General features: G+C 59.1%; 18 protein-coding genes. 9 read left to right on the top strand and 9 right to left on the bottom strand.

The window, feature by feature from the left end:
* The first annotated feature begins 11 nt into the window (after positions 1-11).
* Positions 12-1,370: a glutathione-disulfide reductase gene (gene gorA / locus E4T63_RS13550; protein WP_047602277.1), complete on the top strand. Its 1,359-nt coding sequence runs from the start codon at positions 12-14 to the stop codon at positions 1,368-1,370.
* Here gorA and E4T63_RS13555 read toward each other — a convergent pair.
* A complete protein-coding gene (locus tag E4T63_RS13555; RefSeq protein ID WP_103368981.1) occupies positions 1,367-2,383 on the bottom strand; it encodes a DNA-binding protein in 1,017 nt (338 codons plus the stop codon). The genes gorA and E4T63_RS13555 overlap by 4 nt on opposite strands.
* Before the next feature lie 177 nt (positions 2,384-2,560).
* Between E4T63_RS13555 and E4T63_RS13560 the strand changes: the two genes are divergently transcribed.
* From E4T63_RS13560 to ahpF, 3 genes are all read left to right on the top strand, one after another.
* Positions 2,561-3,499, top strand: a complete 939-nt coding sequence (locus E4T63_RS13560; RefSeq protein ID WP_135295738.1) for a site-specific integrase — start codon at positions 2,561-2,563, stop codon at positions 3,497-3,499.
* Between the two features lie 136 nt (positions 3,500-3,635).
* Positions 3,636-4,199, top strand: a complete 564-nt coding sequence (ahpC, locus tag E4T63_RS13565) for an alkyl hydroperoxide reductase subunit C (protein WP_003224621.1) — start codon at positions 3,636-3,638, stop codon at positions 4,197-4,199.
* A gap of 132 nt (positions 4,200-4,331) precedes the next feature.
* Positions 4,332-5,894 carry an alkyl hydroperoxide reductase subunit F gene (gene ahpF / locus E4T63_RS13570; RefSeq protein WP_135295739.1) on the top strand — a complete coding sequence of 521 codons (1,563 nt, stop codon included), beginning with the start codon at positions 4,332-4,334 and terminating at the stop codon, positions 5,892-5,894.
* Positions 5,895-6,070: 176 nt separating this feature from the next.
* Here the strand turns inward: ahpF and gloA are convergent, their stop codons facing one another.
* The gene (gloA, locus tag E4T63_RS13575) at positions 6,071-6,592 is read right to left on the bottom strand and encodes a lactoylglutathione lyase (RefSeq protein WP_135295740.1); all 522 of its coding nucleotides are present in this window, start codon (positions 6,590-6,592) and stop codon (positions 6,071-6,073) included.
* Positions 6,593-6,731: 139 nt separating this feature from the next.
* Here gloA and E4T63_RS13580 point away from each other — a divergent pair, with 139 nt between their 5' ends.
* Positions 6,732-7,250 carry a DUF4946 domain-containing protein gene (locus tag E4T63_RS13580; protein WP_135295741.1) on the top strand — a complete coding sequence of 173 codons (519 nt, stop codon included), beginning with the start codon at positions 6,732-6,734 and terminating at the stop codon, positions 7,248-7,250.
* A gap of 217 nt (positions 7,251-7,467) precedes the next feature.
* Here E4T63_RS13580 and E4T63_RS13585 read toward each other — a convergent pair whose 3' ends face one another.
* A complete protein-coding gene (locus E4T63_RS13585; RefSeq protein ID WP_003224630.1) occupies positions 7,468-7,833 on the bottom strand; it encodes a histone-like nucleoid-structuring protein, MvaT/MvaU family in 366 nt (121 codons plus the stop codon).
* Positions 7,834-8,067: 234 nt separating this feature from the next.
* On the bottom strand, positions 8,068-9,603 hold the full coding sequence (locus E4T63_RS13590; protein ID WP_135295742.1) for an EAL domain-containing protein: 1,536 nt from the start codon (positions 9,601-9,603) through the stop codon (positions 8,068-8,070).
* Between the two features lie 459 nt (positions 9,604-10,062).
* Between E4T63_RS13590 and hppD the strand changes: the two genes are divergently transcribed.
* Positions 10,063-11,139, top strand: a complete 1,077-nt coding sequence (hppD, locus tag E4T63_RS13595) for a 4-hydroxyphenylpyruvate dioxygenase (RefSeq protein WP_135295743.1) — start codon at positions 10,063-10,065, stop codon at positions 11,137-11,139.
* Between the two features lie 178 nt (positions 11,140-11,317).
* On the opposite strand, the gene rarD is transcribed toward hppD, so the two are convergent.
* The 4 genes from rarD to E4T63_RS13620 all read right to left on the bottom strand — a co-directional run bounded on the left by rarD (position 11,318) and on the right by E4T63_RS13620 (position 15,955).
* On the bottom strand, positions 11,318-12,199 hold the full coding sequence (rarD, locus tag E4T63_RS13605) for an EamA family transporter RarD (protein WP_027611999.1): 882 nt from the start codon (positions 12,197-12,199) through the stop codon (positions 11,318-11,320).
* Positions 12,200-12,485: 286 nt separating this feature from the next.
* A complete protein-coding gene (locus E4T63_RS13610) occupies positions 12,486-13,499 on the bottom strand; it encodes an aldo/keto reductase (protein ID WP_135295744.1) in 1,014 nt (337 codons plus the stop codon).
* A gap of 69 nt (positions 13,500-13,568) precedes the next feature.
* Positions 13,569-14,468 carry a LysR family transcriptional regulator gene (locus E4T63_RS13615; protein WP_135295745.1) on the bottom strand — a complete coding sequence of 300 codons (900 nt, stop codon included), beginning with the start codon at positions 14,466-14,468 and terminating at the stop codon, positions 13,569-13,571.
* A 176-nt stretch (positions 14,469-14,644) separates the two neighbouring features.
* Positions 14,645-15,955, bottom strand: a complete 1,311-nt coding sequence (locus E4T63_RS13620) for an MFS transporter (RefSeq protein WP_135295746.1) — start codon at positions 15,953-15,955, stop codon at positions 14,645-14,647.
* Positions 15,956-16,127: 172 nt separating this feature from the next.
* On the opposite strand from E4T63_RS13620, the gene E4T63_RS13625 reads away from it, so the two are divergent.
* From E4T63_RS13625 to E4T63_RS13640, 3 genes are all read left to right on the top strand, one after another.
* Positions 16,128-17,246: a sugar diacid recognition domain-containing protein gene (locus E4T63_RS13625; RefSeq protein ID WP_135295747.1), complete on the top strand. Its 1,119-nt coding sequence runs from the start codon at positions 16,128-16,130 to the stop codon at positions 17,244-17,246.
* Between the two features lie 215 nt (positions 17,247-17,461).
* Positions 17,462-18,604 carry a glycerate kinase gene (locus E4T63_RS13635; protein ID WP_135295749.1) on the top strand — a complete coding sequence of 381 codons (1,143 nt, stop codon included), beginning with the start codon at positions 17,462-17,464 and terminating at the stop codon, positions 18,602-18,604.
* A gap of 246 nt (positions 18,605-18,850) precedes the next feature.
* Positions 18,851-20,476, top strand: coding sequence for a methyl-accepting chemotaxis protein (locus E4T63_RS13640; protein ID WP_135295750.1), 1,626 nt, complete (start codon positions 18,851-18,853; stop codon positions 20,474-20,476).
* A 68-nt stretch (positions 20,477-20,544) separates the two neighbouring features.
* On the opposite strand, the gene E4T63_RS13645 is transcribed toward E4T63_RS13640, so the two are convergent.
* On the bottom strand, positions 20,545-21,276 hold the full coding sequence (locus E4T63_RS13645) for a hypothetical protein (protein WP_098963962.1): 732 nt from the start codon (positions 21,274-21,276) through the stop codon (positions 20,545-20,547).
* Positions 21,277-21,504 lie beyond the last annotated feature (228 nt).

A 21,504-nucleotide genomic window follows, 5' to 3' on the forward strand; every position in this document is an offset into this window, starting at 1 on the left:
AGGAGATAACAATGGCCTACGATTTTGACCTTTATGTGATTGGTGCCGGTTCCGGCGGTGTACGTGCAGCGCGCTTCGCCGCCGGTTTCGGCGCGAAAGTGGCGGTGGCCGAGAGCCGTTACCTGGGCGGCACCTGCGTCAACGTCGGCTGCGTGCCGAAGAAACTGCTGGTGTACGGCGCGCATTTCGCCGAAGACTTCGAACAGTCGTCCGGTTTCGGCTGGAGCCTGGGCGAAGCGAATTTCGACTGGGCGACCCTGATCGCCAACAAGGACCGCGAGATCAATCGCCTCAACGGCATTTATCGCAACCTGCTGGTCAACAGCGGCGTGACCTTGCACGAAGCTCACGCGAAGATCGTCGGCCCGCACGAGGTCGAGGTCAACGGTGAGCGCTTCACCGCGAAAAACATTCTGATTGCCACGGGTGGCTGGCCACAGATTCCGGAAATCCCGGGGCACGAACACGCGATCAGTTCCAATCAGGCGTTTTTCCTCAAAGAGCTGCCGAAGCGGGTACTGGTGGTCGGTGGTGGTTACATCGCGGTCGAGTTCGCCGGGATTTTCCACGGTCTGGGCGCGAACACTACACTGCTGTATCGCGGTGATCTGTTCCTGCGTGGTTTCGATGGCTCGGTGCGCAAGCATCTGCAGGAAGAGCTGACCAAGCGCGGCATGGATCTGCAATTCAACGCCGACATCGCGCGCATCGACAAACAGCCTGACGGCAGCCTGAAAGCGACCCTCAAGGATGGCCGCGTGCTGGAAGCCGATTGCGTGTTCTACGCCACGGGCCGGCGTCCGATGCTGGACAACCTCGGGCTGGAAAACACCGATGTGCAGCTCACCGACAAAGGTTTCATCAAGGTTGACGAGCAATACCAGACCAGCGAGCCGTCGATTCTGGCGCTGGGTGATGTGATCGGTCGGGTGCAACTGACGCCAGTGGCACTGGCCGAAGGCATGGCGGTGGCGCGGCGCTTGTTCAAGCCTGAGCAATACCGTCCGGTGGATTACAAGATGATCCCGACCGCCGTGTTCAGTCTGCCGAACATCGGCACTGTCGGCTTGACCGAAGAAGAGGCGCGGGAAGCGGGGCATGAAGTGGTGATTTACGAGAGCCGCTTCCGCCCGATGAAGCTGACGCTGACCGAGTGTCAGGAGAAAACCCTGATGAAGCTGGTGGTCGACGGCAAGACCGACAAGGTGCTCGGCTGCCACATGGTCGGCCCGGACGCGGGGGAGATCGTCCAGGGGCTGGCGATCGCGCTGAAGGCTGGCGCGACCAAGCGTGACTTCGACGACACGATCGGGGTGCACCCGACGGCCGCCGAAGAGTTCGTCACCATGCGTACGCCGGTCGGCGCTTAAGCGTCCTTCGCTTTGGCTGTGTCTGGCGCTGCCGCAACGGTAGCCGCCAGACGCAAGCTGTCCTCGAGGCTGGCCTGAGTCTTGGTCAGTTCCTTTTCCAGTGACTGATTGAGCTGCCGCTGTTCGTCGGCATCCTGTTTCAGCGTCTGACTTTCCAGCAGGGCCACGCGCAGGCGTTCCTGGAGGAGGGTGCGTTCGTTGTCGACGCGAGTGGCTTGCTCCAGCAACTGATCCTGACGCTGGTTGCTGTGCTTGAGCTGATCCTGCATCAGGCTCAGCTCGCGCTGGGTGCCACGGTTTTCCGTGAGCAGGCGTTCGTTGTCGCGATGCAACTGAGTGATCTCGTCCTGACGCACCAGTGCACTTTGTTGCGCCTGGCGCAATTCCATCTGCAACTGCTGCAGCTGTCCTTCGTGACGGGCCTGCTCCTGCTCGCGCTGCTCTTTGGTGGCGTTGCGGTAATGCTCAAGCGCATCACGGGCGTGCAGGTGTTTTTCTTCCAGCGAGCGGATCTGCTCGTCCTTGTCCTGCAGGCGCAACTCGAAATCAGCCAGCGCCTGATTGAGTCCGGCGTTACGGGTTTGCTCGGTCTGCAGCATTGAGCGGGTTTCTTTTAGCGCTTCGGATTCCTTGGCCAGCGCCGCGCCTTGAATGTCGTGCTGTTGTTCCAGTTGCTCAAGTGCCTGGCGCACCTGCTTGAGTTCCGCTTCCAGGGTTTCGCGCTGCTCCTCGAACTGCTCGCGCGCTTGTTCGATCGGCTCTTGCGCCTGTTCTTTCAGGCGCTGGGCGAGACGCGAGACCAGTGCGGTCAGTTCGTCATTGATCGGTTCCGCGGACGCTTCGACCGGTTGGCTGCCGTCATCCAGCTCTTTCAGATAGCGATGGATCGTGGTTTTCGAACCGGTGTTGCCCAGTTCGATGCGTACTGCATCGATGCTGGGGTGTTCGCCTCGGGCCAGAATCGCTGAGCGCGCGATCTGCACCACTGCTTTGTTAACGCCACCACGGGCCATTTTAACTCCTACCATTACGTACTGTGGTACATGCCACCAAAGTACGCAGTGTACCACGCTGAAAATAAAGTTAAATGCTTGATTAATCACAGGCGGGATATACTGGTATTACCCAATGTCATACCCCTGAATCGGTTTTTTCATCCAGCAATCAGTACGCCTGCGAGAACACTGCCCATGAGCGAGATCGATCGCTATCTGCAAGCCGCCACCCGTGACAACACCCGCCGCAGCTATCGTTCTGCGATCGAGCATTTCGAAGTGAAGTGGGGCGGCTTCCTGCCAGCGACCGCCGACAGCGTGGCGCGGTATCTGGTCGAGCATGCCGGGGTGCTGTCGATCAACACACTGAAACTGCGGCTGTCAGCGCTGGCGCAGTGGCACAACAGTCAGGGTTTTGCCGATCCGACCAAGGCGCCGGTGGTGCGCAAAGTGTTCAGAGGCATTCGCGCACTGCATCCGGCGCAGGAAAAACAGGCCGAACCGTTGCAATTGCACGATCTGCAGCAAGTAGTCGACTGGCTGGAGCAGGAAGCCAGTAGCGCCAGGCAGAATCAGGATCGTCCGCAGTTGCTCAAGGCCTATCGCGATCGGGCGCTGATTTTGCTGGGCTTCTGGCGTGGCTTCCGCAGCGACGAGTTGTGCCGCTTGCAGATCGAGCATGTGCAAGCGCACGCCGGCAGCGGCATCACCCTCTACCTGCCGCGCAGTAAGGGCGATCGCGACAACCTCGGGCAGACGTATCAGGCGCCGGCGCTGCTCAAGCTGTGCCCGGTGCAGGCTTATATCGACTGGATCACCGAGGCAGCGCTGGTACGCGGCCCGGTGTTTCGCGGCGTTGACCGCTGGGGCCATCTGAGCGATGAGGGCTTGCACGCCAACAGCATCATTCCGCTGTTGCGTCAGGCGCTCGAGCGCGCCGGCATCCCGGCCGAGCGTTACACCAGCCATTCCTTGCGCCGCGGCTTTGCCACGTGGGCGCATCAAAGCGGCTGGGATCTGAAATCGCTGATGAGTTACGTCGGCTGGAAGGATATGAAGTCAGCCATGCGCTATGTTGAAGCCAGCCCCTTTCACGGGATGGCCCGGATTACGGATAAACCGGCTTCGTCGTAGATATGGTTTTCTTCTATTAATACAGTCCGCTAATAGCGAAAACAAATCAGCAGCATCAGGTTTGCCAATGAGCCATCCGTCGAGTGAGTGGGTAGGATTCACCCATCGAATTCACAACCCTGACGGAGAGTCATCAATGCCTATCATCAACAGCCAAGTAAAACCGTTCAAAGCTACCGCATTCAAAAACGGCGACTTCGTACAAGTCTCGGACGCTGACCTGAAAGGCAAATGGTCCGTAGTGTTCTTCTACCCAGCCGACTTCACCTTCGTGTGCCCAACCGAGCTGGAAGACCTGGCCGACAACTACGCTGCATTCCAGAAACTGGGCGTGGAAATCTACAGCGTTTCGACCGACACCCACTTTGCTCACGCTGCCTGGCACAACACCTCGCCAGCGATCGGCAAAATCGAATACACCATGATCGGCGACCCGACCCACGTCATCTCCCGCAACTTCGACGTGCTGATCGAAGAAGCTGGCCTGGCTGACCGTGGCACCTTCGTGATCAACCCTGAAGGCCAGATCAAAATCGTTGAACTGAACGATGGCGGCGTTGGCCGTGACGCTTCCGAGCTGCTGCGCAAGATCAAGGCTGCTCAGTACGTTGCTGCTCACCCAGGCGAAGTTTGCCCGGCCAAGTGGAAAGAAGGCGAGGCCACTCTGGCTCCGTCCCTGGACCTGGTCGGCAAGATCTAAGTCTGTGACGCACGCAACACAGGGCGGGACTCCGCACCTACTTCAGTAAGCTGCACCGCCCATTGAAAAAGCCCGGGCGAGATTCGCTCGGGCTTTTTTTCGCCTCGAATAAAGACACAGGAGATCGCCCGTATGTTGGACGCCAATCTTAAAGCCCAGTTGAAATCGTACCTGGAACGGGTTACCCAGCCGATCGAGATCGTTGCTTCCCTCGACGACGGTGCGAAATCCCGGGAAATGCTTGACCTGCTGAAAGACGTTGCCAGTCTTTCGAGCCAAATTACTCTGATCGACAGCGGCACCGATGCCCGCAAGCCGTCGTTCTCGATCAATCGCCCGGGTGCCGACATCAGCCTGCGTTTCGCCGGCATCCCGATGGGCCATGAATTCACCTCGCTGGTGCTGGCCCTGTTGCAAGTCGGCGGCCACCCATCGAAAGCCAGTGCCGAAGTGATCGAACAGATCCGCTCGCTCAAGGGTGAGTTCAGTTTCGAAACCTACTTCTCGCTGTCGTGCCAGAACTGCCCGGACGTGGTCCAGGCGCTGAACCTGATGGCCGTGCTGAACCCGAACATCCGTCACGTCGCCATCGACGGCGCGCTGTTCCAGGACGAAGTCAACGATCGCAAGATCATGGCCGTGCCGAGCATCTATCTTAACGGTGAAAACTTCGGCCAGGGCCGCATGGGCCTGGAAGAAATCCTCGCCAAACTCGACACTGGCGCCATCGAGCGTCAGGCCGAGAAAATCAGCGCCAAACAAGCCTTTGATGTGCTCGTAGTTGGCGGTGGCCCGGCCGGTGCGTCGGCCGCGATCTATGCCGCCCGTAAAGGTATCCGCACCGGTGTTGCGGCTGAGCGCTTCGGCGGTCAGGTGCTCGACACCATGGCCATCGAGAACTTCATTTCCGTGCAGGAAACCGAAGGCCCGAAACTGGCGACGGCGCTGGAAGAACACGTCAAGCAGTACGACGTCGATATCATGAACCTGCAGCGCGCCGACAAGCTGATTCCCGGCAAGAACGGCGAGCTGCACGAAGTCCACTTCGCCAGCGGTGCGACCCTGAAAGCCAAGAGCGTGATCCTGGCGACCGGCGCACGCTGGCGTGAAATGAACGTGCCGGGCGAGCAGGAATACCGTAACAAGGGCGTGGCGTACTGCCCGCACTGCGACGGCCCGCTGTTCAAAGGCAAGCGCGTGGCGGTGATCGGCGGCGGTAACTCCGGCGTTGAAGCGGCCATCGACCTGGCCGGTATCGTTGCCCACGTGACACTGCTGGAGTTCGACGTGCAACTGCGTGCCGACGCGGTGTTGCAACGCAAACTGCACAGCCTGCCGAACGTCACCGTGATCACCAGTGCGCAAACCACTGAAGTCACCGGTAATGGCGAGAAGGTCAACGGCCTGCGTTACAAGGATCGCAATACTGACGAACTGCGCAGCGTCGAGCTGGAAGGGATTTTCGTACAGATCGGTCTGCTACCGAACACCGACTGGCTCAAAGGCACCATTGAGCTGTCGCCGCGTGGTGAAATCATCGTCGACAACCGTGGCGAGACGTCGATCCCGGGGTTCTTCGCGGCCGGCGACGTGACCACTGTGCCGTACAAGCAGATCGTGATTGCGGTGGGCGAGGGCGCGAAGGCTTCCCTCAGCGCGTTCGATCACTTGATCCGTACTTCGGCGCCGGCGTAAAACGGCAGTCGCTGAAACGAAAAAACCCATGAGCGATCATGGGTTTTTTTATGCCTGACACAATCCAATTGTAGGAGTGAGCCTGCTCGCGATGGCGGCTGCACATTCAAAACATCATGGCCTGACACACCGCTATCGCGAGCAGGCTCACTCCTACAGGAGAAATTTGCAGTGAGTTACAGGGGCGCAGGCTGGATGATTTCAACCCAGTAGCCATCCGGGTCCTTGATGAACGCCAGGCTTTTCATACGGCCATCAGTCAGGCGCTTCTGGAAATCACAGCCCAGCTCTTCAAAACGTGCGCACGCGGCAACGATGTCTGGCACCGAGATGCAGATATGACCGAAACCGCGTGGGTCGGTGTTGCCATTGTGATAGGCGAAGTCAGCGTCGTTTTCGGTGCCGTGGTTGTGGGTCAGTTCCAGAATGCCGGGGATCGACTTCATCCATTCGGTGCGGGCGGCGGCGTCGGCCGGGATCTGCGCCTTGTCGACCAGCGCGAGGAAGTACAGGCTGAATTCGGCTTCCGGGAAATCACGCTTCTCGACCAGTGAGAAACCCAGTACGCGGGTGTAGAAGTCCAGCGACTTGGTGATGTCCTTCACACGCAGCATGGTGTGGTTGAAGACGAAGTTGTGGGTTGCGCTGTCTGGAGTGGCGGTGACGCCGGGGAAAGTGTTCAGTTCGTGCAGGCTCATAGGCCCTCCGTAACAATGGGGCGAGTGAATGGGCGCAATGATACGCATGCGGGGCGGCATCGCCAAACCGAATGCGCGGCTTGCTCTGTGAGCGGCCGGGCCTCAGACTTTGCTGCTCAATCTGCGAGTGCCTCTGGTAATGATCCGACCGTTCAAAGCGCTGTTCGTTTGCCTTTTCTCGTCTTTGCTTGCCGCTCCTGCGCTGGCGGACCAGCCGAGCATCACTTGGCCTGCTGGCTGGGAAGTGGAGGCGCTACCCGATCAAGCCCCTCAGGTTTCGCGCCAGCGCGCGGTGAAAACCGACACCGACGGCAATCAGGTGATGGTGATGGAGTTGACCATGAGCCAGGTTGAGGCAGGCCATCAGGTCAATGTGCAGGGTGTCCTGCTGGAAATGCGCAAATCTATTCAGAAAGACTTCTTCCAGGGCGGCTATCAAAGCGTTTGCAACAAGATACATCCGGCAAAACTCGCCGCTCTGGATGCACTGGAGACCACCTGCACGATCACCGAAAACGGCCGTCATGTGTTGTCGCAAACATTGGTTGCTGCGGTCGCGAAGGATAAGGCTTATGTACTTTCTTACGCGGGTCAGGCTGAGGTTTATACGGCGAGCGCCGAGGAAATAGTCGCAGTGAGAAACAGCTTGAAACTTTAAGCGTCTGTTTGCACCGCTACGGGTTTAGATACCCGAAGGAATTAAGCACAAAGTTTAGCGGTCGTTGCGGTTGCAACATCCCGGCGCAAAATGTTTAGCCTCACGGCTTGTGGGTGTTAAAGCAGATTGATAATTAGCGTGGCGGAAATCGTTGCTTTTGTTAGATATTGTCGAAAAAAAGCCCTGCATAGAGCAGGGCTTGTTTGTTGACGCAAGATTAACCGCGCAACCAGGAATCGACGGTGGCAGCACCGTACTGTTCTTTCCAGGCTTTCAGGCCGCGGTGATTGCCGCCCTTGGTTTCGATCAGTTCACCGGTGTGCGGGTTCTGATAGACCTTGACCACGCGAGCGCGGCGGGTTTTCGGTGCGGCAGACACTTGCAGGCCGGACTTGGACGGGTTCGGATCGAGGATGGCGATGATGTCTTTCAGGCCTTTGCCGTAGGTTTTCATCAGCCCCTGGAGCTTTTCTTCGAATTCGATTTCTTTCTTGAGCCCGGCATCGTTCTTCAGCGATTCCAACTGCTTGAGCTGTTCCTGAAGGGCCTTTTCAGCTGCACGAAATTCAGCGAGTCTGGACAATATCTTTACTCCAATAGTGTGTTTGGCTGATACCAACCGCAAACAAAGCTATAAGCCAAGAGCCTTGAAGCGACTCGGTGATAATGGCTCACCTGCCAATCTTGCACAGGCTGAAAAAATTGTAGTAGTTAATGCGCCAAGAGTAAATCCTGATCTTGTCGTCATGTAACAACAGTGGTGTTTTGTATCAATTTGGTGCGTCCGTTCGCAGCGCCGGGCTTAATTTATTTTTAGTTAATGGTGACTTAATGCATCGATGAAGTCGGCGCCAGGCATGGGTTTTCCGAACAGATAGCCTTGCAGGAAGTTGACGTGGTGTGCGGTCAGATAGTCAGCCTGAGCCTGAGTTTCTACACCTTCGGCAACAATACCCAAATCGAGCTTGGCCGACAGTTCGATAATCGTGTCCAGAATATGCCGCGACAGCGCATCAATGCCGATCATCGCGACGAAACTCTGGTCGATCTTGAGAAAATCGACATTGAATGTTCGCAGGTAGCCCAGACTTGAATGGCCGGTACCGAAATCGTCGATGGCGATCATCACCCCCAGCGCGTGCAACTGCTCGAACAATAGGTGCGTGACATCGGTTGGCTCAATCAGCTCGCGCTCGGTCAGCTCCAGCACGAGGTTGATACTGCCGGGGGCAAAAGCAGCGAGAAACCCGCGACAGTCTTCGACCAGTTGCAGATCCTGGCAATGGCTGGCGGTGATGTTGATGCCGATGTGGAACGGTTTGTCGAACTCCGCCGACAACGGGCCGAGCAGGGCGGCTGTCTGCTGCATCAGCGAACGAGTCATGGGCACGATCAGGCCTGAATGTTCGGCAAACGGAATGAACAGATCCGGACGCACCAGACCCTCCTTGGGGTGATTCCAGCGCATCAGCACTTCAGCGCCGGACCACTTCCGGCTGTCGCCATGCACCACCGGCTGGAAGTAGGGAATGAATTCGCCAGCCTCCAGCGCGCGCAGCATCTCATGGCTGGGCGAAGTGGCGCGCCGTTGCAGGACATGGGCGATAGCGCCCGCGATCACCCCGAAAAATATCAGCAGACTGAACAGCGGCGGGTATTCGCCGGCCATGTAGCGCCACGTTTGCCCCTGCGGGAAGCCTGCGCTGACACTGAAGGCATAACGCGAAGACACCAGCATGCTTTGCGCCACCGGCAACGGCGGCAGGGCGCCTTGATGTACCTTGCCATCGGCTGACAGCCAGTTATTGCCAACCTGCAGCAACAGCAGCGTCTGCCGGCCGATCAGGCGCAGGACGTTACTCAGATGATAGCCGTCGAGCGTGGTCAGCGCGCCGCCGCGACCTTCGCTGAGGCGATACACCAACAGCGCGGTGTTGGGCGTCACGGGATTGCCGTTCATCAACCACAGCTTGCCCTGAGTGTAGTCGCCCGGGTTCACGGCCTCCTTGTACTCCCCGAACAGCGAGCTGCAATAGAGGTTGTTGTCCCACACCAGATTGGTCGAGCGTACGAAGGGGCGACGCGTCACCTGCTCACGCAACGCCAGTTTGATGCTGTCGCAGGGTTGTCCAGCCAGGGGCAGCAGTTCGCTGGCGGCCTGGGCGGTGTTGTCGAGCATCAGTTCAAACTGGCGCAACGCCTCCTCGGCGGTATTTTGCGCGCTCTGTTGCAAGGTGCGTTCGGCTTGCAGATACAGAATCCCTGTGCCCAAAAGCACCGGCAGCAGGCTGCAAAGCAGGGTCACAATCATCCGCACGCTACGTTTGCGGCGGGTTTTGACAGTCAAGGGCATGGACGCATCCTGTTGCGATGGAGTGAAACTCTCGAATGCAGGCTGGCAACGGCGCGCCTGTGAAAAACAGCGGAGTCAAAACGCATGATAGATGGCCGTTGCCGCTTGTGCCGCTTACAGGCGATTGATCTGCGGGGCGAGTGCGATACAGGCTCAGCTTGTTTACGTGCGCAACAAAACCCTTGCACCGATGCGAAAAAGGCGGATTTTATAGAGAGGGCAGACAACCCTATTTACGCTGTGTAGAATCGGGTTACGCATACAATAATAAACGTCTTCTGGCAGCAGAAGCCTCGCCCGCAAGAGCCTTGGGTCGACAATGAAGATATTCGGGTTTCAACTGATCTACGGTGACTTCCTCGCCCGCAGTGTGCGAGGCATCTCCTGCGCACCTCCCGCCGGTCTCAGCATTACTGACAAATAACTCTGGTTAATTGATAAGAATGATGAGGCGTCACCATGGCAGATTTATACGAAAACCCAATGGGCCTGATGGGCTTTGAGTTCATCGAGTTCGCATCGCCGACTCCTGGCACCCTGGAGCCGATCTTCGAGATCATGGGCTTCACCAAAGTCGCGACCCACCGCTCCAAGAACGTGCACCTGTACCGTCAGGGCGCGATCAACCTGATCCTCAACAACGAACCGCGCAGTGTGGCCTCGTATTTCGCGGCCGAGCATGGACCGTCGGTGTGCGGCATGGCGTTCCGCGTGAAGGATTCGCAAAAGGCCTACAGCCGCGCACTGGAACTCGGTGCTCAGCCGATCCACATCGAAACCGGCCCGATGGAGCTGAACCTGCCAGCGATAAAGGGCATCGGCGGCGCGCCGCTGTACCTGATCGACCGTTTTGGTGAAGGCAGTTCGATCTATGACATCGACTTCGTGTTCATCGAAGGCGTTGATCGCAACCCGGTCGGTGCCGGTCTGAAGATCATCGACCACCTGACCCACAACGTGTACCGCGGCCGCATGGCCTACTGGGCCAACTTCTACGAGAAACTGTTCAACTTCCGCGAGATCCGCTATTTCGACATCAAGGGCGAATACACCGGCCTGACCTCGAAAGCGATGACCGCACCGGACGGCATGATCCGCATCCCGCTGAACGAAGAGTCGTCCAAGGGCGCCGGGCAGATCGAAGAGTTCCTGATGCAATTCAATGGCGAGGGCATTCAGCACGTGGCGTTCCTCACCGACGACCTGGTCAAGACCTGGGATCAGTTGAAGAAGATCGGCATGCGCTTCATGACCGCACCGCCGGACACCTACTACGAAATGCTCGAAGGCCGCCTGCCGAACCACGGCGAGCCGGTGGACCAACTGCAATCGCGCGGCATCCTGCTCGACGGTTCGTCGAACCCGGACGACAAGCGCCTGCTGCTGCAGATCTTCTCGGAAACCCTGATGGGCCCGGTGTTCTTCGAATTCATCCAGCGTAAGGGCGATGATGGTTTCGGCGAGGGCAACTTCAAGGCCCTGTTCGAATCGATCGAGCGTGACCAGGTGCGTCGTGGTGTGCTCGCAACCGAGTAATCCGCCACCAGAATGAAAAAATCCCGGCTTGCAGTCATGCACAGCCGGGATTTTTTTTGCATCAGCAAAACTGTGGGAGCGGGCTTGCTCGCGAATTCGGTCTTTCGTTCAAGGTCTTTGTTGACTGAGCTGACGCTTTCGCGAGCAAGCCCGCTCCCACAGTAGTTTTGTGTTGCTTTTAAGAGCGGCGTTGTCGCATCAGGTGTTTGAAGCCTTCGAAGATCAGCACCACAACGGCGAGCCAGATCGGAATGTAGGTCAGCCACTCACCCGCCTTGATGCTTTCACCGAGCAACAGCGCCACGCCGAGCAGCAACACCGGCTCGACGTAACTGAGCAAACCAAACAGGCTGAACGGCAGCAAGCGGCTGGCAATGATGTACACCACCAGCGCCGAAGCACTGATCAGACCGAGCAGCGGAATCAGCCAGAGCAAGCCCGGATACTGATCGAACACGGCGAAACCTTGCTCACCACCGCGCACGAACCAGTACGCCACCGGCAGCATCAAGGTCATGTCGACCCACAGACCGCCCAGGTTGTCGGTCTTCAGGCGTTTGCGCAGGACGAAATACAGCGGGTAACCGACCACGACCACCAGGGTCGCCCAGGAAAATCCGCCGACCCGATACAGCTCGTTCGCCACGCCGAGAACGGCAAAGAACACTGCGATTTTCTGCAGGTACGACAGGCTGTCGCCGTACACAATGCGCCCGGTCAGTACCATCGCCAGCGGCAACAGGAAATAACCCAGCGACACATCGAGGCTGTAGCCGTTGAGCGGCGCCCACATGAACAGCCACAACTGCACGCCGAGCAAACCCGACGAAACAATCAGACCGCCAATCAGCTTTGGATAGCCCGCCACCTTGCGCAGCAACTCCAGCACCCGCCGCCATTCACCCGAGACCAGCATGAACACGGTCATGCACGGCACAGTCAGCAGCATCCGCCAGCCGAAGATTTCCACGCCGCTCAACGGAGTGAGCAGCGAGGTGTAGTAATACATGACGGCAAACAGCACCGAAGCTGAAACCGATAGAGCGATACCTTTAGACAAACTGTCCTCGCGGATGGGTGATCAAACAGGGCGCGCAGGATACGTGGTTTTTGTGCTGAATATTGGCCGGGGCGGTCAATATTTTCTACATGAACCCAAAAGCCCCTCACCCTAACCCTCTCCCAGAGGGAGAGGGGACTGACCGTAGGGTCTCGCGACATTCAGCGATGTGAAAGTCCGAGTCGATTATGGATTCAACACAACAGCTTCAGGCAAAAGCGTAGCTTCAATATTCCCCGATCGGTTCCCTCTCCTCCGGGAGAGGGCTAGGGTGAGGGCGGGGGGCTCACGTCGAACGCGGTTTACGGCCCGACACAAAATGGCTCACATCGTTAAACCCCGGCGTCGAAGCATGCCCCGGCGTCACCAGCGAGTCGATAAACGCTTCATCCTCCGCCGTGATCTGCACCGCCTGCGCCTTGGTATAAGCATCCCACTGTTGTTCGGTGCGCGGCCCGACAATCGCCGAGGTCACCGCGCTGTTGTTCAGCACCCAGGCAATCGCGAATTCGACAATCCCGACGCCACGGCCCTGGGTGTACTGCTGAATCTGCTGGGCGATGCGCAGCGATTCCACGCGCCATTCGGTTTCCAGAATGCGTTTGTCCTGACGCCCGGCGCGGCTGTTGGCGTCGGGAGTGGCGTCGGGTGCGTACTTGCCGCTGAGCACGCCGCGGGCCAGCGGGCTGTAAGGCACCACGCCGAGGCCATAGGTTTGCGCGGCGCTGATCTGCTCGGTCTCGGCCTGGCGGTTGACGATGTTGTACAGCGGCTGGCTGATCACCGGGCGGTCGATACCGAGCTTGTCAGCGATGCGAATCACCTCGGCGATGCGCCAGCCGCGATAGTTCGACAGGCCCCAGTAACGGATCTTGCCCTGACGAATCAGGTCGCCGATCGCCGACACCGTGACTTCCAGCGGCGTGTTGTGGTCTTCGCGGTGCAGGTAATAGATGTCGAGATAGTCGGTGCCAAGACGGGTCAGGCTGGCCTCCAGACCATTGAAGATGTGCTTGCGGCTCAAGCCGCTGCGGTTCGGCACGCCGTCCGCCGGGCCGAAACCGACCTTGGTTGCCAACACCCATTCGTGCCGATGGCGGGCGATCGCCTCGCCGACGATTTCTTCCGAGCGGCCGTTGGTATAGACGTCGGCAGTGTCGATGAAATTGATGCCCTGATCCCAGGCCTTGTCGATGATGCGCAGCGAGTCCTCGGCGCTGGTTTGCTCGCCAAACATCATCGTGCCGAGGGTGAGGGTGGACACCTGCAACCCCGAGTGCCCCAGTGTGCGGTAGCTCATGCCGAAATCCTTTTATCGGGTGGGAAAACTCCAATCAAATACCAGAAGCATCCGATGGGGCAAAGTGAATTATCGGCTGAGCGCTGCGCAACGCGTCTGCAAAAACGCCTGCAACACCCGAACGCGTTCGGACACCTGCACCCGATGCGGACACAGCAGATTGAACGGCACGCTCTCGCCATGCCAGTCATCGAACAGCGTCAGCAGGCGTCCGCCGCGCACATCCTCGGCGACGTCCAGCCAGGCTTTGTAGGCAATGCCATGCCCGGCCAGGGCCCAGCGCCGCGCGACTTCGCCGTCATCGCTGAAGTAATCGCCGTGGACTTCCACTTCCAGCGTTTCGTCCTCGCGACTGAAATGCCAGGTGTTGTAGGGCCGACCATTGCGCAGGTAGAGCAGGGCGCTGTGTTCGCGCAGTTCGCCGGGATGTTGCGGTGTGCCATGGCGGGCGAGATAGTCCGGGCTGGCGCAGGCAACACGGCGATGCGCCGGCAGAATCGGCAACGCGACCAGGGTCGAATCACTGGGCACACCAAAGCGCAGCGCGACATCCACGGTTTCGCGGAACAGATCGGCGTGCCGATCGTTGAGCAACAATTGCAGTTGAATATTCGGGTGTTCACGTTTGAAGTCGTCCAGCCACGGCAACAACACGTTGCGCCCGAAGTCCGAGGGCGCCGCCAGTTGCAGCACACCGCTGAGACCTTCGCCGTGTTGCTTCAGTGCCTGCTCACCTTCGGCCAGGGCGGACAGGGCAATGCGTACGCTGTCGAGATAACGCCGGCCTTCTTCGGTCAGGCGCATGCTGCGGGTGGAGCGCGCGAGCAGGCGGATACCGAGGCGGGTTTCCAGGCGCTTCAAGGCGATGCTTGCGGCGGCCGGCGTCAGTTCCAGCGCGCGGGCAGCGGCGGAGATGCTGCCGGAGTCGGCCACGCGGACGAAGATCTCCAGATCGAGAATCGAGCTCATTGGTAAAAATCCTTTAAAGATTCGTGCGTTTTTGCGGGATTTTTCCGTGATTGGCAAGTTCGGGCGTTGCAATCAGTGAGCAAAAAAAGATCGCAGCCTGCGGCAGCTCCTACAGGGAAACGCGTATTTCCGTGCAGGCGCTGCCGCAGGCTGCGATCTTTGATCTGGAAGCGTGATTACGCGCGCAGCGTCCGCGTCATGCGCAACGCCAGCAAGCTGCCGCCGACAATCACACCCGCCAGCAGATACAACGCCGCATCGGTTGAACCGGTGCTGTCCTTGACCCAACCCACCAGGTACGGGCTGAGGAAACCGGCCATTTGCCCCATCGAGTTGATCAACGCCAGACCACCGGCCGCGGCGCCCGCGCTCAACAGGGCAGTCGGCACTGGCCAGAACATCGGCAGACCGGTCAGCGCGCCCATGGTCGCAATGGTCAGGCCGAGAATGGCGATGGCCGGGTTGGCGGCGAAGTTCACCGCGATCAGCAGACCGAGCGCGCCCATCAGCATCGGTACGACCAAGTGCCAGCGACGCTCTTTGCGCAAGTCCGCCGAACGCCCCACCAGCAACATGAACACCGCCGCCAGCAGGTAAGGAATCGCACTCAGCCAGCCAATCACCAGGTTGTCGCTGAAGCCTAGGTTCTTGATGATCGACGGCAGCCAGAAGTTGATCGCGTACACGCCGCTCTGGATGCAGAAGTAGATCAGGCCAAAGGCCCAGATCGCCGGGTTCTTGAACACCGCGAGCAGTGAGTCGGAAGTGGTTTTCGGTTTGTTCGCCAGGTCTTCGGCCTGATCCGCCTCAAGCACCGCGCGCTCATGCGGACTCAGCCACTTGGCATTGGCGAAGTTGTCGCTGAGCAGGAAATAGGCGAGGGCGCCGAGGATCACGGTCGGAATACCTTGCAGCAGGAACATCCACTGCCAGCCGGCCAGTCCGCCTTGCCCGGCGGCGAAGTGATTGAGGATCCAGCCGGAGAACGGGCTGCCAAGCAGGCCCGAGACCGGAATTGCCGACATGAACAGCGCCATGATCCGTCCACGGCGGAACGTCGGGAACCACTGCGAGAGGTACAGCACCACACCCGGGAAGAACCCGGCTTCGGCCGCACCGGTGAACAGGCGCAGGGTATAGAACTGGGTCGGGGTGGTGACGAACAACAGGCAGGTCGACAGCGTGCCCCAAGTGATCATCATCAGCGCGATCCAGCGTCGCGGGCCGAATCGGGTCAGCGCCAGGTTGCTCGGCACGCCGCACAGCACGTAGCCGATGAAGAAGATCCCGGCACCGAGGCCGTATACGGTTTCACTGAACTTCAATGCGTCGAGCATCTGCAGTTTGGCGAAGCCAACGTTGACCCGGTCGAGGTAGTTGAACAGGTAGCAGATGAAGATGAAGGGGATCAAACGCAGGGTGATGCGTTTGTAGACGGCGTTTTTACCGTCGTCGATGGTCTGGGTAGCTGCGGCGCTCTGCGACATAGCGGCTCTCTCTTTATTATGATTTTTTGCGATGCACAGGTTAACGTTGATCGCCCCGAGAGTCTCGGCCACCTGTGGCCGGATTGTCTTTGTGCCTGAGCACAGGGTTTGCCGCCAGACCCTGTGCGGGTGAACAACCGTCCGCCGCCGCTGCTTAAGGATTTTGCCGATCATGTTCGAACTCGATCACGACCTCGCTCAGGATATCGTCGACCGGGCCATGGCCATTTTGCCCTACAACGTCAACGTCATGGACAGCCAGGGCCTGATCCTTGGCAGCGGCGAGCTGGAGCGCATCAACACCCGTCACGAAGGTGCGCAACTGGTGCTGGCCAACGGGCGGGTGGTAGAGATCGATGCACAAACCGCCGTGCACTTGAAGGGTGTGCAGCCGGGCATCAACCTGCCGCTGATGCTCGATCAACGCCTGATCGGCGTGCTCGGTATTACCGGCGAACCGGAGCAACTGCGCACCTACGCCGAACTGGTGCGCATGACCGCCGAAATGCTCGTCGGTCAGCGCAACCAGCAGGCCGAGCAGCAATGGCGGCGCCAGCGTTGCGATGACCTGTTGGCGTTGCTGTTGAGCGAAGCCGGCGACTCGCCGCGGCTGGTCGATGAGGCGCAGCAACTGGGGCTCAAGCCGCAATTGACTCGGGTGCCGTATCTGTTCGAACTGGGTCTGGAACATGGTCCGGGGCAGACCGTCGAGGCGCTGAGCGCGTGGTTGACCTCGCGCTATCCGGACAGCTGGTGCGTCAGTTCGGCCAAGTCGTCGCTGCTGTGGTGCCGACCCGCAAGTCAAACGGTTGAGCATGATCGCCTGCTGGAAAAACTCGATGGCCTCGGCTGGAACATTCTGCGCATCGCTGTGGGTGGGCAGGCGGATGGGCTGGCCGGGTTACGCCGCTGTTATCGGCGGGTTGGCGATCTGCTGGCTTATGGCCGGGAAGTGCTGCCGAATTCGCGCTTGCTGACGCTCAATCGCTATCGCTTGCCGGTGATGCTCTGGCGCCATCGCAACGATGATGCGCTGGATGAGTTGCTCAAACCGTTGCGCAAAGTCATCGCCAAGGACAGCAACGGCCAGTTGCTCGCGACCCTGCGCAGTTGGTGTGAACACGACGGGCAGAGTCAGGCCTGCGCCGATGCGCTGGGCCTTCATCGCAACAGCTTGCGTTATCGGATGGAGCGGATTGCTGAGTTGAGCGGGGTTGATCCGCTGAAACTCGACGGGATGCTGGCGCTATATCTCGGGGTGCAATTGCTGCCGCAGATTGATCCGGGCTGATCGGATGTTTTCACCGACGCCTTCGCGAGCAAGCCCGCTCCCACATTTGGAATGCATTCCCCTGTGGGAGCGAGCTTGCTCGCGAAAGCGTCGGTACATTCGACACAGGCTTTTGTAGAAATGAACAATAAACGCCCACCGCACTTGTGCAGCGGACAGGCGTCAAGGCGCAGGCCGACTGGCAGCATGAACGGCATTGGAACTGGAGAATTCGCATGAAGATCGTCATCGCCCCCGATTCGTTCAAGGACAGCCTGAGTGCCCAAGGCGTTGCCGAAGCCATTGCTCTGGGGTTGGCGCAAGTCTGGCCGCAAGCAACACTGGTCAAATGCCCGATGGCCGACGGCGGCGAGGGCACGGTGGAATCGATTCTCGCCGCTTGCGAGGGTGAACTGCGCCGCACCCGAGTACGCGGGCCGCTGGGTGCGCCGGTCGACGCCGCGTGGGGCTGGTTGCCACACAATCACACCGCGATCATCGAAATGGCCGAGGCCAGTGGTTTGCAATTAGTGCCTACGGGGCAACGCGATGCATGCATCACCAGCACCTTCGGCACCGGCGAACTGATTCGCGCCGCGCTGGATGCCGGCGCGCAACGGGTGATTCTGGCGATTGGCGGCAGCGCCACCAACGACGGCGGCGCCGGCGCGATGCAGGCGCTTGGGGTGAAATTGCTCGATGCGCAGGGTCAGCCATTGGTGCCGGGCGGCTTGGCGCTGGCACAACTGGCGCGACTGGACTTGAGCGAGCTTGATCCGCGTCTGGCCCACGTGCGCTTCGACATCGCCGCCGACGTCAACAACCCGCTGTGCGGCCCGCACGGGGCCTCGGCGATTTTCGGCCCGCAAAAAGGCGCGTCACCGGCACAAGTGCAGCAACTGGATCAGGCGCTGGGGCATTTCGCCGAGCTCTGCGCGCAAGCGTTGGGCAAGGACGTTCGCGATGAGCCGGGCAGTGGTGCGGCGGGGGGATTGGGTTTTGCGGCCAAGGCGTTTCTCGGTGCGCAATTTCAGGCCGGCGTGGAAGTGGTTGCCGAACTGGTGGGCCTGGCCGAAGCGGTCAACGGCGCCGATCTGGTGATCACGGGAGAAGGGCGCTTCGACGCGCAAACCCTGCGCGGCAAGACCCCGTTCGGCGTGGCGCGGATTGCCAAACAGCACGGCGTGCCGGTGATCGTCATCGCCGGCACCTTGGGTGAGGGTTATCAGGAACTCTACGAGCACGGCATCGACGCCGCATTCGCCGTCACCAGCGGCCCGATGACCCTGGAGCAGGCCTGTGCCGAAGCTCCACGCTTGTTGCGCGAACGGGCGACTGACATTGCCCGCGTCTGGCAGATGGCCAAACTCAATGACTGACTTCCTGAAGATGTTGTGGAGAGGGGATAAATCCCCTCGCCACAGGGGGTTAGTGTCAAGGTGTTTCAGCGCTGAAACACCTTGAAAAATATTTTCGCTTTACACGAAATCTTCCTAAAGCGCCGCCGATACAGAGATCAGGCGCACACAGATTCCCTCGAACAGTGACGCCTGACTGGTCCCGCCCCCAAGGGCCAGTGATGACGGCACGGACGCTCGCAGCTACCTCTATCCGAGAGTCCAACCATGTCCTTGCGTAACCTGAATATCGCGCCCCGTGCCTTCCTCGGTTTTGCCTTTATCGCCTTGCTGGTGATTGTCCTTGGTGTGTTCGCCGTCAACCGCATGTCGACCATTCGCCAGGCTTCCATCGACATGGAGACCAACCAACTGCCCAGCGTCACCTACCTTGGCGTGGTCACGGAAAACGTTCTGCGCCTGCGGATTCTGTCGTTCCGGATTCTGGTCAACCGCGACCCGGCAGGCCTGCAAGAAGCGCAAACGCGCATCGGCGTGCTGGTGGACAAGGTGCGCAGTGCTCAGGCCAGTTACGCCGCGTTGCCGGCAGAGAGCGAAGAGCGTGCGTTGTATCAGACGTTCGCGACCACGCTCGACAACTACCTGCAAGCGCAAAACCAGATGATGGAGCTGTCGCGTCAGGACAAGGTCGACGAGATGCGCACCTTGATCAACACGCGAATCAAGGACGGCACCGACCAGATGGGCGAGCAACTCAACAAGCTGATCGCGATCAATGCGGCGGGAGCGAAAGTCGCCTCCAATCAGGCCGGTGAACATTACGACAGCGCCATTACCGGCATCATCGTTGTTGCCGTGGTCGCCGCGCTCGCCACGGTACTGCTGGCCCTGTTGCTGACTCGCAGCATCGTCACCCCATTGAATCGTGCCGTACAGGCTGCGCAAACCATCGCCGGCGGCAACTTGACCCAGTCCATCGAAGTCGATGGCAAGGACGAAGCCACACAGCTGTTGCAAGCGTTGGCCACGATGCAGACCAACCTGCGCAAAACCATCGAACAGATCGCCGGTTCCGCCACGCAACTCGGCGCCGCGGCCGAAGAGTTGAGCGCTGTCACCGAGGAGGCTTCCCGTGGCCTGCAACAGCAGAACAACGAGATCGAACAAGCCGCCACCGCCGTCAACGAAATGACCGCCGCTGTGGAAGAGGTGGCACGCAACGCGGTGTCGACGTCCGAAGCGTCGAACCAGTCGACCCAGGCCGCCCGCGAAGGTCGTGACCAAGTGGTGAAAACCGTCGACGCGATCCAGACCATGACCCATGACGTGCAGAGCACCGCGCAAATGATCGAAGGCCTCGCCGCGCAGGGTCGCGACATCGGCAAGGTGCTGGATGTGATCCGCGCCATCGCCGAACAGACTAACCTGCTGGCCCTCAACGCGGCGATCGAAGCAGCGCGTGCCGGTGAGGCCGGACGCGGTTTTGCGGTGGTAGCGGACGAAGTTCGCGCATTGGCGCATCGCACTGCGCAATCGACTCAGGAAATCGAAAAAATGGTCGCTGGCATCCAGAACGGTACCGGCGAAGCGGTGTCGTCGATGCAGCAAAGCAACCAGCGCACCCAGACCACTCTGGAAATGGCCCGCGCTGCGGGTGTGGCGCTGGAGCAAATCACCCAGTCGATCCACCAGATCAACGAACGCAACCTGGTGATCGCCAGTGCCTCGGAAGAACAGGCGCAGGTCTCGCGTGAGGTCGACCGCAACCTGGTCAACATCCGTGATCTGGCCACGCAGTCCGCCGCCGGCGCGAATCAGACCAGCGCCGCAACCCATGAACTGTCGCGTCTGGCGGTGGATTTGAATGCCATGGTGGCGCGGTTTGTGATTTGAGAAATACGCAGTTGCCTGATGTGGGCCGAACCAGATGAGTGTTCGGCCCACCTCGAAGAGTCAGCGCTTCAAGACAGGTCCACTTTGACTTGCTTAAACGAAGACTGTTGCCCAAGGTTTCCTGCACGATCGCGCAGCCTGTAAAACGCGAACATCGTGCCGGAACCTATCTCACGGATAATCGCGCCACTCAGTTTGATAACGGTACGTGAAGTTGCGTCATGCACCGTTTCAATGATGACTGGCTCCGCCGCAAGTGAGCCAAAGTGAAATTCGATGCTGTCGCAGGCTCGCTGCTGCATATAGATGGCAATGGTTACCAGAACTTCATCATTGTGGGCGGCGAGATACTGCGGTGTGATCCCCTCACTGTCGATTTCTGGTGGAAATTGCGGAGGTTCTCCCGGATTGCCGAAGTTGGGAGCCGTTAGATCGACCGTAATCGGCGTGCTCGCGGCCATGTCTTCATTCCCGCCAATATCGAGGATGTATGAAACCTCATATACGCCTTCTTGTACCAGGTGTGCCTCAGGAATATGGGCCTCGAATGGGAAAAGCGCCGGGTCGATGGGTGTCGTAAAAGGATAGTCCGCCACCCTATTCCCGTTTAACAACAGCCTTAACAGTACGGGCACGCCTGGATCAGAAGGTGAACTATACCATTCTGGAATTAACACTTTCAGAGGAGATACCAATGCACTCAATGGCAACAGGTTAACCTGACTGCCAGGGAAATTGGGTAGCGCATCGGGGATTTCCGGTGCGTCCAATAAGAGGATTTTTTCATTCAGATTCGTCATCGTTTCAACACTCCGTCGTTTCGATTAGAGGGGGCCGCAGTTGTTTCCTCATGTTGATTAAGCGAGCGTTTGTGAAGTGGGTCTACTGTCAACTCTGACAGGTAGTCAGTCGACTGCTAATCGACCACTGTACGAAGTTCTTCTTTAAATTCATCCAAAGGACAAAGCGGCTGGCGCGGTTTGTGATTTGACCTAGGGTGAAGGCTGGAGACCGCGCAATCAGGAGAC

Origin of the sequence: Pseudomonas fluorescens (assembly GCF_004683905.1) — a bacterium.
Classification (GTDB): domain Bacteria; phylum Pseudomonadota; class Gammaproteobacteria; order Pseudomonadales; family Pseudomonadaceae; genus Aquipseudomonas; species Aquipseudomonas putida_A.